The sequence below is a fragment of the Paenibacillus sp. TSA_86.1 genome, from assembly GCF_052691815.1.
Window position 1 is genome coordinate 35724 of record NZ_JBQZGE010000022.1, and the last position, 14502, is coordinate 50225.

A 14502-nucleotide genomic window follows, 5' to 3' on the forward strand; every position below is an offset into this window, starting at 1 on the left:
TTGCTATTATACCTGCCAGAAGCTACACAATACGAACATCCTTTGAGCCAGCCACAACCTGTGATCAGATCAAAGCCTCTAGCCTCCCCCATCTATGTAAGGTGAAATATTTTTTTACACTTAAACGGAGAGGACAGAAAAAAACTGAAAAAGCGAAGCGCTCGCCTTTATCACCGGATTTTCCCCTTTGGAAAAGGGAATCCAAAAAAATCTGGGGATAACAGCGATTGGAAGTTTATTCTGTCATCGAAGTACTTGTGTAAAACACCTATAGTTCAACTTATATGGAAAAGCAAAAACTCCCGTATGCCCTATTCAGGCTCACAGGAGTCCATCTGCTATCTATTGTTCCATTTGCTTGCCGAGGAATCCTGCAGCTGTCTCAGCCATTTTAACTTCCATCTGAGACATCTTCACGGACTCGTCCTTGTTGAACAGGATAACGGTTCCGATGGGATCACCACCGGAGATAATTGGCGCGATAACAAAAGAGGATAACGTCTCGTCATGATCTTTGCTAAGCTCGTAGGTACCATTGGTTGCTTCCATAATCGTCTTACGGTTTTCCATACAACTCTCCACAAGGCTACCAACCTGTTTATCCAGATATTCTTTCTTCGAGCCACCTGCCACTGTGATCATCGTATCCCGGTCAGAAATCATTGTAACGTGACCCGTACTCTCATACAGCGATTCAGCATATTCTTTTGCAAAGTCACCAAGCTCGCCGATCGGCGAGTATTTTTTAAGGATAACTTCTCCATCCCGATCCACAAAGATCTCAAGTGGATCTCCTTCACGAATTCGTAACGTACGACGGATTTCCTTTGGAATGACCACACGACCCAGGTCATCTATACGGCGGACAATACCAGTAGCTTTCATTTCACATGTTGCCCCACTTTCTCGAGAAGATTTTTCAACTACTGTTCCTTAATGGGTAGAGGAAAGTCCCAGAACGTTTAGTGTGATTTCTTGACCATAGTATTCATCTGTTCCCATATCCTTATACATGCTTTGCAGAATATCATGATTAACATTTACGAAAAAGTGATCTGATATTGCTCTCACGCTCCATATAAGCAAAAACGAAGCAACAGAAAGAACTGTAGTTCTCTCTGTGCCTCGTTAAAGGTTGTCCATATTAACCGTAACCTAACCCTCTCAGGAAGCTTTTTAGCTTCACTGAAACGCATGTTAGCATCACCGTTATTTCAGTTATTTACTGCTTGTACCTTCTTCGGTTTTTGCATCTTGGTCTGTTCCTGTTTTACCCTGATCTGTTTTCGCATCTGTACCTTTTGAATCTGTTTTTGAGTCGTCCGTTTTTGTGCCTTCTGTACCTGTTCCTGTTGTGCCCTTAGTACCTTCCTCTTTCTTCTCAGTTTTAGGAAGTTTTACTTCTTTGATGATTTTATCCAGCTCATTTTTCATGAACGTATCAATTTGAGCAGCAGCCAATTGGCTTTTCAATGATTCTTTTTGCTCGGCTGTCAATTTGGAGTAGTCTGCATCCGTACGTGCTTCTACCTTCATAACGTGGTATCCATACTCCGTTTCAATCGGATCACTGATTTTATTCAATGGCAGTGTTTTTGCAGCTTCTTTGAATGCATCAACCCAAGTGGCTACAGGTGTATCTTTAAACAATCCACCATCAGGTACAGACCTAGTGTCATCTGAATATTTTTTCACGACTTCAGTGAAATCAGTTCCACCATCAAGTTTCGCTTTTACTTCTTTTGCTAACTTTAATGCATCTTCTTTCTTACGTTCTTTCTGTGTTTTTGAATCCGTGAATCCAATCAATACATGACGTACAGTAGCCGTTGTAAACTGATCTTTATTTTTTTCAAACTCAGCCTTGATGGCATCTTCGGTTACACCTGTTTCTTTATCCTTGATCACCGTCATAATACGGGTCATGTAGTCTTTAATGTTCTGGTCAGTCAAATTCTGATTTTTCAGCATTTCAGTCCATTGCTCTTCTTTTACAGAAGCCTTCATTTTGTCGAATTGTTCAGTTGCTGTTTTGGCACCAGCTGTTTTGGCTTCTGCACTTGCTTTATTGCTCAGATACTCATAGGCGACCTCTTGTTTTACCAAGTATTCCTTAAAGTCATCCATATCCATCATTTGTGCATATTCCGGATAGAGGAATTTCATAACACGTTGTTCCAAGTCGAATTCATTTGCTGTAATTGTTCCGCCATCATACGTAGCGACTACAGCGCTGTTATCTTTCGATTCCGGTGCTTTCGTTTCTTCCTTCTTGCCACATGCAGCAAGCAAGGATAGGGACAATACTGCGATCATACCTACGGACAGTACTTTTCCCACTTTTTTATACTTTGCTAACATCTTTTAGTTCCCCCTTTGATTTAAAAGCAGTCTTCATGGACTCCAGAAACTTCTCTACCAGTTCCATCAGTTGCTTATCCCCAAGACCCTTGCCTTTGACATGAATCAGCATATGGGCTCCTTGTTCAAATTGTACACGTCTTTCGAACTGATTTCCAATGTGTGAGATTTTTGAGAGCTCGAAGGCATGTTCACGCCCTTCATAGAACTTGACGGTAAGGTCGTCACCGCGCTGTGTAATGGACTCGATACCATAGATTTTTCCGTACACCTTGAGGCGGGCTACCGCCATCAAATTGATCACAGCCTCTGGCAGATCGCCGAATCGGTCAACCAATTCGTCTTCGAGTTCCACCGCGTCGTCGAAGGAAGCAATAACTGCCACCTTTTTATAAATCTCAATTTTCTGAATACTGTCATAAATATAATCCGAAGGCAAGTAAGCATCGATACTGAGATCAAGCGTTGTATTCCACTGATCGGAAGGAACAGGCTCCTCGCCCAGCATTGTGACTTTGCGTTTGTTGATCTCTTCCGCCAGCATTTGTGAGTATAAATCGAAACCGACGGAAGCAATAAAGCCATGCTGTTCCGCTCCGAGCAGGTTACCCGCGCCACGGATGGACAGATCTCGCATCGCAATTTTGAAACCTGAACCAAGCTCGGTAAACTCCTTAATAGACTGAAGGCGCTTCTCTGCAACTTCGGTAAGCACTTTGTCCCGTTGGTACGTGAAATACGCATAGGCAATCCGGTTAGACCGACCTACCCGTCCACGCAGCTGGTACAACTGGGAAAGTCCCATTTTATCTGCATCATGCACGATCAGTGTATTTACATTCGGAATATCAACACCTGTCTCGATGATGCTCGTGCTTACCAGTACATCATACTCCCCGTCCAGGAAGTCGAGGATTGTCTTCTCCAGCTCGGTTTCACTCATCTGACCATGCCCGACGCCGACCCTGGCCTCCGGCACCAGTTCCGAGATTTCGGCTGCCATCTCCTGAATGCCTTGCACCCGGTTATAGAGATAGTACACTTGACCCCCACGGGCCAACTCCCGCTCAATTGCTTCACGGACAAGTGCCTGACTGTGCTCCACCACATAAGTCTGAACCGGAAAACGGTTCTCCGGCGGTGTCTCAATAACAGACAGGTCACGCACACCCAGCATAGACATGTGTAAAGTACGCGGAATCGGCGTTGCTGTAAGAGTCAACACATCCACGTTCGTTTTGAGCTTTTTAAGCTTCTCCTTGTGTGTTACACCAAAACGTTGCTCCTCATCAACAATGAGTAGGCCCAGATCTTTAAACACCAGATCCTGTGACAACAATCGATGTGTACCGATGACAATGTCGATCGTACCGGCTTTAATGCCTTTAGCTGTCTCATTCTGTTCCTTGCGGGAACGGAATCGACTTAGGACATGAATATTGAACGGATAACCGGAGAAACGCTCACGGAACGTTTCATAATGCTGCTGTGCCAAGATGGTTGTTGGAACAAGCACCGCCACCTGTTTACCCTCAATCGCCGCTTTGAATGCAGCGCGAATGGCCACTTCCGTCTTGCCGTATCCAACGTCCCCACACAATAAACGATCCATGGGACGGTTTTGTTCCATATCTTTTTTGATTTCCTCAATTGCGCGCATTTGATCCCGTGTCTCATCGTAAGGGAACATGTCTTCAAATTCTTGCTGCTCTGCGGAATCCTTGTCGAATCCATAACCTTTGGACGTCTGACGTTCTGCGTACAGCTTGATCAGATCATCAGCGATATCCTGCACGGATGAACGAACTTTATTTTTAACGCGCGTCCATTCATTGCCGCCTAACTTGTATATTTTCGGCTCTTTCTCTTCGGAACCGACATATTTCTGGATCAGATCAATCTGTTCAATCGGAACAGACAACTTGTCGCCACCAGCATACAGAATGTGCATGTAATCTTTATGAATACCGGCTACTTCTAGCGTACCAATTCCGAGGTATTTACCAATCCCGTGGTTCTGGTGAACGACATAATCGCCCACTTTCAGCTCGCTATAGGATTTGATACGCTCCGCATTGTCTATGTTTCGAATCGGTTTACGGGCTTTGCGTTGCTTCTGTGAGAACATCTCACCTTCTGTGATTACCGCCAAATGAATAGACGGCATCTCGAATCCCGTTTGCAAATTGCCATTCAGCATCTCCGGCTCAGGAATGTCGTAATCCTGCAATACCCGGCGCATCCGATCCATCCGTTCCTCACCATTTGCAAGCATCAACACCTGAACTCCAGCCTTCTGCCAGCGTTCCATCTCTGCCTTCAGCACGTTCATCTGTCCGTGGAAATCCTGCATACTCCGACTGATAAAGTTCAGAATGTTCTGCGGTTGGGTATGTGGAACCTGACGCAAAAAAATCGACATAAAGATGGTCTGGAACGAACGCTCATAGAGCAGTTCATCCCCATCTGCCGATAGCGGCAGATCCGGGAGTGTTTTGCCATTTTGCATTAAATGCAAATTCCATTCCGACTCATCCCGATCCAGCTGCTTGGATGTCTCCGACAGTCTCGCCGGCTCATCCAATACCAGAATTGTGTCTTCCGGCATGTAGTCATAAATCGTTTTATTTTCCGGATAAAGCGGGGAGATGTATTTGTACATTTCTGAAAAATAGACATGCTGACGCAGCAGTTCAATCTCGCGATGCATCTCTTCACGCAGACGCAGCTTTGCCTGACGATCTGTCATTTTTTCCAGTTGCTGTTCAAGCAGAAGTGCAGCTGTATCCGCTGCCTTCTCCATACGCTCCCGATCAGCTATCAATTCTTTGCATGGTAGCACTGTGATTTCCTCTATCCGCTCAATGGAACGCTGATCTGCCGGATCAAACGTACGAATGGAATCAATTTCGTCGTCAAATAACTCCACCCGATACGCAATCGATGAAGTCACTGGATAGAAGTCGATAATACCTCCACGTACACTCATCTCTCCGCGCGACTCAACGCGCTCCACACGCTCATAGCCAAGCTTCACCATCTCCATGAGGAACGCATCCAGTTGAAGCGTGTTGCCCTGTTTAATCTGAATATGTGCATTTGCCATTACTTCCGGCAGCGGAACATAACGTCTTACCCCGGAAAAAGGAATGACAACAACGCCCCTAAACCCTTGGGCGCAGCGAACCAAAACTTCTATACGCTGAGCAAGCGTCTCCGGACTGGATACTGCTGCCTCGGCTGCAACGAGTTCATTGGCAGGATAGATTAATACCTGATCGGTTGAAAGCGCTTCCTGTAAATCTTCTGCGATTTTTTGTGCGGAAAACATGTTATGTGTCACGACGAGCAATGGTCGGTTCATCTCTTGGTGTAACGCAGCCAGCATAATCTGGCGAGCCGAACCGGATAAACCTGAAACCAATTGCTCCTTCATGCCGGATTTGACCCCGGACGCAATGGACGTAAAGTCCGGATCTTTGGAAAAAGCCTGTATGAGTGCTTGTAACAAAAGGGGCACCTCTCTTATAACTTTCTTGATTATTGCACGCATCTGTGCAGCATCTTCATGGTCATTAAATTTTTAAAAATGGATACTTATTCCTTTTTCTCCTGTTTCATCATATAGGATTACGCGAAACATTGCCACATCTGTTCATGCGGCTCTCCTTGAATTTCAATCCAAATGTGAAGAAACGGGACTTCTGTTCCAACTGAAAAGAAGCCTCAGCAGGCTGCCAAGGCTATAAAAGGAGAGGCCGCTGTTTCGCGGCCTTCCTCTCTGTCATTTGTTCAATGTTCATTCATATCATCGCTATAATCACGGCAAGCGAAATCTACTGAAGCGGATTCGCAAGCAGGCTCAGCTCGGGGTTATGTTCCAACGCTTCCTTACAATAATCACATGTAATCCGTACGGTAACGTCACCACCGGAATTATACGCTATTATATCCCTCCGTTCGTCGGGGGTCAAGAAATGAAAACCGAGCTGTGCTTCCGTAATTTTAGCCGAATCAATTCGTCCGATAAAGGTACGGCAATGCCGACATACATAATTCACTGACATAGTTATGCCTCCTGAACATGGTTTATACATCCAGTATGCCCAGGTTGTCTGAATTGAAGTCGTACAATTGATCATTTTTCCAGTATTACCGGATTGTATCAGCCGTTGAATTTGGCCATCGTTTGCTCAAACGTATTCGTCAGGCTATGCTCCAGTGCGTCACATGTTTGCTCAATGGTCTGTTCCAGCGCTTCTTTTTCCTTCTTCATGAAGGTTGACAGGACATAGTCCACAATGGCATGTCCCGGGTCAGGTCGGGATATGCCCATCCGAACCCGGTTAAACTGTTGTGTACCCGTATGCTGAATAATAGACTTAATCCCATTATGTCCACCGGCACTGCCCTGATATCTCAACCGGACCTTGCCAATCTCTGTATCCATATCGTCGTATACAACGATTAGATCTTCAAGACTCACTTTATAAAAATCCATATAAGCTCGTACCGTTTCACCGGAAAGGTTCATATAGGTCATTGGTTTGATTAACACTGTTTTGACGCCGCCAATGTTACCTTCTCCAATAAGTGCTTTACACTTGTTCTGTGTAATCGAAATATTATGGCGATCTGCTAATCGGTCCAGCGCCATAAAACCAATATTATGCCGGGTTTTGGCATAGTTCGAGCCTGGATTTCCAAGTCCGACAATCCACTTCATCTTGTTCCCTCCTTGGAATTCGCTTAGGTGAGGCATAGACTTCGAATGTTATATTTCATATAATATCAGGAAAGTACGTATCGAACATTTATCCACCCAGGAAGGTGAGCGGGTTTTGCGCGAAGATAACGGACAACTGACTCAACATAGTGACTTTATTTATCATCTGGAGCATCACGTACCTGTACAGGTATACGACCGTGACACCCATATCGAAATTGGTCTGGTTACCCGTTTCGATAGTCAATTTGTCGAAATTGCCGATACACTCTTTCACAGACGCCGCTTCCGCTTTATTTCCCGCCCGGGATATTAATGCGGCAGCACCCTTATACATCATCAAAAACGGCACGCCGACAGGGGTTACATTTTCCGCTCAACCGGAAGACGTAACCCCTCTACTACTTTATGCAGACATCCTTATTCAATTTCAAACAGCTTGCTGATTGACAATTCCTCATGAACCCGGATGATCGCTTCTCCAAGCAATGGCGCTACAGAGAGCACTTTAAGCTTGCTTGTTGGATTCGCATGTGTAATTGGAATCGTATCCGTCACAATGACTTCCTTCAATGGTGCATTCTCCAGACGTTCCATCGCAGGTCCGGACAATACCGGGTGAGTACAGCATGCATAGACTTCCTTCACGCCGCCTTCCATCAGAGCATTGGCTCCCAGTACAATTGTTCCGGCAGTATCAATGATGTCATCAATCAAAATCGCTGTTTTGCCTTCGATGTTGCCGATAATATTCATGACTTCGCTGACATTTGGCTCAGGGCGACGTTTGTCGATGATCGCAAGAGGTGCATTCAGGAAATCAGCAAGTTTACGCGCACGAACCACACCACCGTGGTCAGGTGACACGACAACCGGGTTTTCAATCTGTTTCGAACGGAAGTATTGAGCCAGAATTGGCACACCCAGCAGATGATCGACTGGAATGTCGAAAAATCCTTGAATCTGCATCGCATGCAAATCCATTGCAATTACACGGGTTGCCCCTGCTTTTTCAATCAGGTTCGCAACTAGCTTTGCCGTAATTGGATCACGTGAACGTGCTTTGCGATCTTGACGTGCATAGCCGTAATACGGAATAACGACGTTAATTGTTTTGGCCGATGCGCGTTTCAATGCATCGATCATGACGAGCATTTCCATCAGGTTGTCATTAACCGGCAAGCAAGTTGACTGTACGATATATACGTGACAGCCACGAACACTCTCGGAGAGTTTCACTTGAATCTCGCCATCACTAAAGCTGGTTGTATGAGATTCACCCATAGGAATCCCGATATAATCAGCAATTTGATGAGCAAGCTTGGGGTTAGAATTGCAAGTAAATATTTTTAATTTCGAGTCAAAATAAGTCATAAAATAAAAACCCTCCGTGCTGGTTCATTGGAATCTATAAGCGTCTGCGACATGTCGGCACCTCTCGGGAATCGCGAGGCATGAGTTATCAAAACCCTTATTCGGGTTTAGCATTTTGTTTCTTGGCTTTGGCACGTCCGCGGATTTTTTCCGCGTAACCGGCTTTGTTCTCCTGACGTGGACGAGCAATCGCCAGATCATTCTCAGGAATGGAATGTGTAACGGTCGAGCCTGCAACGACATAAGCGCCTTTGCCAACCGTGATCGGTGCAATCAAATTGACATTGCTGCCTACAAAGGCATCATCTTCAATCGTGGTTACAGCCTTATTATATCCATCATAATTGACCGTTATTGCCCCGCATCCAACATTTACGTTCTTACCTACCTGTGCATCCCCGATATAACTGAGGTGAGACACTTTAGAGCCTTCATCAATTGTAGCATTTTTCACTTCAACAAAGTCACCAATTTTTACATTGCGACCTAACTTGGTGCCAGGACGCAGATTGGCGAATGGACCTACAGTTGCATCAGGACCAACCTCGGTTTTAGACAATACCGAATGTTTAATCGCTGCACCATCTTGTATGATGCTGTCTTCGATATCTGCATGAGGACCGATATGGCATGCCTCACCAATAGAAGTAATGCCTTTAAGAACGGTTCCCGGATACAATACAGTATCTGATCCAATCGTAACATCTGCCCCAATATATGTCGATGACGGATCAATAATCGTTACACCATTTAACATATGGCGCACAGCCAGACGTTCGCGCATATAGGCTTCTGCCTGTGAAAGTGCAAGTCTGTCGTTGACTCCGATAGACTCAGATATATCATCAGACATATAAGCCTCAACTATTTCGCCCTCGCTCTTAAAAATACCGACAACGTCTGTCAGATAATACTCACCCTGTGCATTCTGGTTCGTTATCTTCTCCAGCGCAGCAAACAACTTGGCATTATCAAAGCAATATGTGCCTGTGTTAATTTCCTGTACGGCATCTTCCTGCGGTGTGCAATCCTTTTGCTCCACTATTCGCTGTACAGAACTATCTTCTCCGCGGATCACACGTCCGTATCCCTTAGGATTATCGAGCTGAGCTGTTAGTACCGTGGCCGCTGCACCGCTTTCCTCATGCAACTTCATCAGACCTTCCAGCGTCTCGCTCGTAACGAGAGGTGTGTCACCACATACAACAATTGTTGATCCATGTTCACTGCCGAGCAAGGTCTTCACCTGTTTCACAGCATGCCCTGTGCCGAGCTGTTCCGCCTGAAGCGCGTATTCAGCTTTGGAACCTAAAAATGACTGCACCGCTTCGGCCCCATGTCCGACAACCACCACACTGCGTTCAACGCCTGCGCGAAGTGCTGCATCCAGCACATGTCCGACCATAGGTTTACCACATACGGGATGCAGTACTTTGTACAATTTGGATTTCATTCGTTTGCCCTGCCCTGCGGCTAGAACAATTGCCATGCGTTTCAAAATTAACGACCTCCTGTTCTGAAAATCCCATTGAATACCTTACACATTCATCTCCAATGAGTATCATTCAGCCGGCTTCAAGCCGGTCTTGTTCATCGCCTGCTGTCTCTGTAATCACGCGTAACAACAGATTCACAATCAAGTCATGACCTCATATGTTACACCGTGTGTCCGCGAGCTTAATTGAATCCCAACGATTCCTAAGATGCCGCTCTGCAACCGAACGCAGGATGCGCTCCGGTTCTCTTTTGAATAAACTCAATACTGAATATATCTTATTCCGGTCAAAAAGAAAAGAGAGCCATAAGACATGGCTCTCTGGCTCTCTTTTCCTTCGAACCCCAATAATGTTCTCAGGCACCTTCTTCAATGACTTCTTCCTCAGTAGCTGCACGATCATACTCAGTTAATACTGCTGCCTGAATCTTCTCACGCGTACCAGAAGAGATCGGGTGGGCGATATCACGGAACTCTCCGTCAGGAGTCCGCTTGCTCGGCATTGCAACAAACATTCCGTTGTTACCATCGATGACACGAATGTCATGAACGACGAATTCGTTATCGATGGTAATGGATGCGATAGCTTTCATTCTCCCTTCCGAGTTAACGCGGCGGAGTCTGACATCCGTAATTTGCATGTGTGTGTTCACCACCTTTTTCCATCAGAACTTGGTGTATAATTCCACACAGCCTATACGAACTCCTTCTTTTCGCGACCATAAAAATATCCTAATTTCAGGAATTTTTTTATTTAATACACAATTCGACAACGTTAGTGCCAGGTCGATGGAAAATAACCTTTCCCGACATGTCATTCGTCATTATTCTACAGGTCAAAATAGTTACCAGGTGAGACAGAAATGTGCCTGCTCTTGGCATCAACTGCTGTCAGCTTCGCGAGAGATACATAATCCGTCAGCAGACGTTCCTCAGAATCTACGGAACCAGATTCCACCAACACGCCAACTCCTGCCACCGTTGCATTAAACTCTGCAAGCAGATCAATCATACCTTGTACTGTGCCTCCGGCTTTCATGAAATCATCCACGATCAGTACACGGGAATGTTCTTTCATCGCCCGGCGGGATAGGGACATGGTATGCAGACTTTTGTGGGACCCCGATACATAATTAATACTTACGGCTGATCCTTCCGTAGCCTGATGGTCCCTGCGAACGAGCACAACAGGAAGGTTAAGTTGGGCTCCAGTCGCATAAGCAAGCGGGATTCCCTTGGTTTCCACCGTCATGACTACATCAATATTCATATCGCCAAAAGCCGTTGCAAAGATTTTGCCCGCTTCATTCATCAGAGCCGGCTGTCCAAGAAGATCTGACATATACAGATAACCTCCTGGCAAAATCCGATCCGGCTGTGCAAGCTGAGTGGACAACCGCTCAGCAAAAGCAAGAGCATGTTCAACAGGCACCTTCGGAATCCACCTCACTCCACCAGCAGCTCCTGCTAACGTATGCAGCTCTCCTGACCCACCTTCTTCAAACACTTCCTTGATAATGGCCAGATCCTCACTAATTGACGACTTGGCGGCACCATAACGTTCGGCAAAAGTGGTGAGCGGAATAACCCTATGTGGTCTGGACAATAAGTATTGCGTCATTTCAACCAGCCTTGCGCTTCGTTTTAACTTCTTCACAGAGATCCATCCTCACGATCACGGAAACATCCAAATCCGAATAATTATTTAAAAATATATCACCTTTATACGTGTTTGTACATTATAAAAGCGAATCACGTTAACAACCGTACAGCGTAAACTTCTTTACAGAATCCCCGAAGTCCATTATAAATCCGCGCCACCTTGGCTTCCTTGGACACAAGTCCGAATACCGTTGGCCCACTGCCAGACATCAGCACTCCGTCTGCCCCAAGGCGAATCATGGCATCCTTGAGATGCTGCACTTCCGGATACAACTTCAATGTCACATCCTCAAGCACATTGCCCATCTGGCTGCAGACCTCTGTAAAGGATTGACTGCGGATAGCCTGCTCCATTCTAACTGCACTGGGATGCCGAACAATCTTGTCACTGCGAAAGCGTCCGTACACATCTGCAGTAGACACATTGATTGGAGGTTTGGCTAAAATAACCCAGCATTGCGGCGGATTAGGTATCGGAGTTAACTTCTCACCCCGCCCTGTTGCGAGTGCAGTTCCGCCTGTAATACAGAAAGGTACATCTGAGCCCAGCTCAGCGCCTAGTTCCTGCAATTCCTGATCCGGTATATTCAGCCGCCACAGACGGTTCAGTCCACGCAGCGTAGCTGCTGCATCACTGCTGCCCCCGGCAAGACCGGCAGCAACTGGAATTTTTTTATCCAGATGAATATGAACTCCCGTACGAACGTTGTAACGCTCCTTAATCAGTCTCGCCGCTTGGAATGCCAGATTCTTCTCATCCAGCGGAATATATCCTGCCTGGCTGGAGATTACAATCGTATCTCGCGGCAATTCCGACATCTCCAGTCGATCGGCCAGATCAACCATCGTCATGATCATTTCAACTTCATGAAATCCATCACTTCTTTTATGTAGAACATCCAACATCAAATTAATTTTAGCAGGCGCTTTTTCGTAAATTTTCAAGACGTTCACCCGTCCTCACCTTTTCCCTAAGACAACTTAACATATTATATCAAAATGGGGCTGTCAAGTCATTTAGATTCCGCATCTATGGGGAAAAAGCGGGGTGATTCCTGGAGAATTGCCCCGCTCTTCAATCTGCTCCAACTTGATTATGATTTACGTGCTGACTGCTCTGCCATTTGAATTGCCCGTTTCACCATGTTACCGGCATCCTTGGCCTTGATTCCGCCCCAGCCTTCTTGCTGAACCGTATCATAGAAGCCTAGATCCTTCGCGAGTTCATACTTCAGTTCCTCCGACATGACACTTCTTCTTCTCCGACTCATGAACCATCCTCCTCCAGATCTTATTCAAGACATAATGAGTTCCTGCGATTCGGGATGTTCATCCCCAGGTCCTGGTGCAATATCCCCGCCTTAACAGAGACATTGCCCTGACCTGTTCAAATAGTATGCCGCCTTCCCTCCGTCATCATCCCTGCATATGTATGGTTTCATCCGTATAACAAACCAAACTTGTACTATGAGAACACAAAAAAAGCGACCCACCTGGAAGGTGAATCGCCCGTAATCCAATGCTTACGTCTCCATGTTGTAGGAATTAGTCTCGCTGCCCGGGTCAAAGACCATGACTTCCACAGACTCCGTAAGTATATCCGCATAGCTGTATGATACTCGCTTGAAGGTTTCTTGCTCCTCATCAAGCTTTACAATAAAAACAGAAGGGTACGTTTCTTCCAATACACCCGTACGCTCAATCGTCTTACGGCGGCCACCATTAGCTCGCAGCGTAATTTTTTGACCAATATGTGCATCGAGATTGCGTTTGATATCCAACAGCGTGTTTTTAGCCATTGTGGACGTCCACCTCTTTTCTTGTCCATTGTACCGTATTTTACAGTCAATGTCAAATCAAAGATAAATATTATATCAGCACTAAAAAGTTGTTGTCAATGATTTTTTTCGAAAAACAAAAAAGCCCCTTTTTAGGGACTTTTCTGAACCGGATTGTGACCTCAGTATCACATCAGTATCACTTCATCATACTGCAGATGGATTCACTTTTAGTGTAGATAGATCATTGAGCCCCGGTAAGCCTACCCGGTAGCTTCCCTTCGTTTCCACACCGCCTACACCTTGTATGCCACTAATCGTGTTGTGCAGTATATCCTTCATGTTTACCGTATCGCGAACGGACGTAAACGAAGCCTTGGCGGCTACGTAGACCGGGTCAAGCGCATGGATGAGAATTCGGCCTGGAGAACTCGCAAAGTTAGCACCCGCACGAAGCAGTGCCTCAAAGTGAGACTGACATGCTCCGGCAATAATCGTCAGCGCATCCAGATGACGCTCGTATTGCCTTGCAACCTGAATCGCCGAGACAAAGTTTTGTGAATTTTTGTAGCTTCCCAAACTGTAAAGATCATAAGGTTGTCGTGTCTTTAGCACACCGTCATGACCCGTGATCACGACGATATCAGGACGGACTTTGGGCAGCAGGCGATATAACGTATCGGCCATCGCTGATTCATGTACATACTGCCCTTCGGCAGGGACACGAAGTTGTTCATACAAGTCCATACTTTTTTTCAAATAATTCGGGTCACCATCCAGGTGTAGAACCTTGCCAGGCATTTCGAAATATGCCGGTTCCTGCGGTGCAGTCCATTCCTGCATCAGACCTTCCCGGTTACGCTCTGCCTGCTCCATACGATTCTGCTGCAAGCGTGAGAGGGTCTGATGCGCTTTGACATGTGCCTGGCGTGTCTTTGCACTCTGTGGTTCATAAGGAACCTGTATTAAATCATTCACCGGGGAGTCAGCGAGCAGACGGAACTCGGTCCCTTTAATGACCGCAGCATCCAACTGGAGTCCTTCTACCCGGAAAGTCACATCGCCGCCGTACGACTTTCGAACGACCAAGTCTCCGATATTCATCA

The 14502-nt window shown here is 45.9% G+C and carries 14 protein-coding genes; 1 reads left to right on the top strand and 13 read right to left on the bottom strand.

Features of this window, described 5'->3' with window-relative positions:
• Positions 1 to 342 precede the first annotated feature (342 nt).
• The 5 genes from spoVT to pth form a co-directional block, all read right to left on the bottom strand.
• The gene (spoVT, locus tag ACUTVW_RS25395) at positions 343 to 885 is read right to left on the bottom strand and encodes a stage V sporulation protein T (RefSeq protein ID WP_434748611.1); all 543 of its coding nucleotides are present in this window, start codon (positions 883 to 885) and stop codon (positions 343 to 345) included.
• Positions 886 to 1218: 333 nt separating this feature from the next.
• A complete protein-coding gene (locus ACUTVW_RS25400; protein ID WP_445648322.1) occupies positions 1219 to 2361 on the bottom strand; it encodes a peptidylprolyl isomerase in 1143 nt (380 codons plus the stop codon).
• Positions 2345 to 5872 (bottom strand): transcription-repair coupling factor, encoded by a 3528-nt coding sequence (mfd, locus tag ACUTVW_RS25405; RefSeq protein WP_445648323.1) that lies wholly within the window; start codon positions 5870 to 5872, stop codon positions 2345 to 2347. The genes ACUTVW_RS25400 and mfd overlap by 17 nt, the downstream gene beginning before the upstream one ends.
• A gap of 325 nt (positions 5873 to 6197) precedes the next feature.
• Positions 6198 to 6428: an anti-sigma-F factor Fin gene (locus ACUTVW_RS25410; RefSeq protein ID WP_434748614.1), complete on the bottom strand. Its 231-nt coding sequence runs from the start codon at positions 6426 to 6428 to the stop codon at positions 6198 to 6200.
• A 98-nt stretch (positions 6429 to 6526) separates the two neighbouring features.
• Positions 6527 to 7087, bottom strand: coding sequence for an aminoacyl-tRNA hydrolase (gene pth / locus ACUTVW_RS25415; protein ID WP_434748615.1), 561 nt, complete (start codon positions 7085 to 7087; stop codon positions 6527 to 6529).
• Positions 7088 to 7202: 115 nt separating this feature from the next.
• Here pth and ACUTVW_RS25420 point away from each other — a divergent pair, with 115 nt between their 5' ends.
• On the top strand, positions 7203 to 7403 hold the full coding sequence (locus ACUTVW_RS25420) for a hypothetical protein (RefSeq protein WP_342553600.1): 201 nt from the start codon (positions 7203 to 7205) through the stop codon (positions 7401 to 7403).
• Between the two features lie 104 nt (positions 7404 to 7507).
• On the opposite strand, the gene ACUTVW_RS25425 is transcribed toward ACUTVW_RS25420, so the two are convergent.
• From ACUTVW_RS25425 to yabG, 8 genes are all read right to left on the bottom strand, one after another.
• A complete protein-coding gene (locus ACUTVW_RS25425) occupies positions 7508 to 8461 on the bottom strand; it encodes a ribose-phosphate diphosphokinase (RefSeq protein ID WP_017691370.1) in 954 nt (317 codons plus the stop codon).
• 97 nt (positions 8462 to 8558) lie between these two features.
• Complete coding sequence (gene glmU, locus ACUTVW_RS25430) at positions 8559 to 9950, bottom strand: bifunctional UDP-N-acetylglucosamine diphosphorylase/glucosamine-1-phosphate N-acetyltransferase GlmU (RefSeq protein ID WP_445648340.1); 1392 nt, start codon at positions 9948 to 9950, stop codon at positions 8559 to 8561.
• A gap of 362 nt (positions 9951 to 10312) precedes the next feature.
• Positions 10313 to 10597, bottom strand: coding sequence for a septation regulator SpoVG (gene spoVG / locus ACUTVW_RS25435; RefSeq protein WP_017691372.1), 285 nt, complete (start codon positions 10595 to 10597; stop codon positions 10313 to 10315).
• A gap of 188 nt (positions 10598 to 10785) precedes the next feature.
• Positions 10786 to 11613, bottom strand: a complete 828-nt coding sequence (gene purR / locus ACUTVW_RS25440) for a pur operon repressor (RefSeq protein WP_445648324.1) — start codon at positions 11611 to 11613, stop codon at positions 10786 to 10788.
• 95 nt (positions 11614 to 11708) lie between these two features.
• A complete protein-coding gene (ispE, locus tag ACUTVW_RS25445) occupies positions 11709 to 12563 on the bottom strand; it encodes a 4-(cytidine 5'-diphospho)-2-C-methyl-D-erythritol kinase (RefSeq protein WP_445648341.1) in 855 nt (284 codons plus the stop codon).
• A 149-nt stretch (positions 12564 to 12712) separates the two neighbouring features.
• Positions 12713 to 12889 carry a small, acid-soluble spore protein, alpha/beta type gene (locus tag ACUTVW_RS25450; RefSeq protein WP_445648325.1) on the bottom strand — a complete coding sequence of 59 codons (177 nt, stop codon included), beginning with the start codon at positions 12887 to 12889 and terminating at the stop codon, positions 12713 to 12715.
• Positions 12890 to 13141: 252 nt separating this feature from the next.
• Positions 13142 to 13417, bottom strand: a complete 276-nt coding sequence (gene veg / locus ACUTVW_RS25455) for a biofilm formation stimulator Veg (protein ID WP_145336376.1) — start codon at positions 13415 to 13417, stop codon at positions 13142 to 13144.
• Between the two features lie 186 nt (positions 13418 to 13603).
• Positions 13604 to 14500 carry a sporulation peptidase YabG gene (yabG, locus tag ACUTVW_RS25460; protein WP_445648326.1) on the bottom strand — a complete coding sequence of 299 codons (897 nt, stop codon included), beginning with the start codon at positions 14498 to 14500 and terminating at the stop codon, positions 13604 to 13606.
• Between the last annotated feature and the right edge of the window lie 2 nt (positions 14501 to 14502).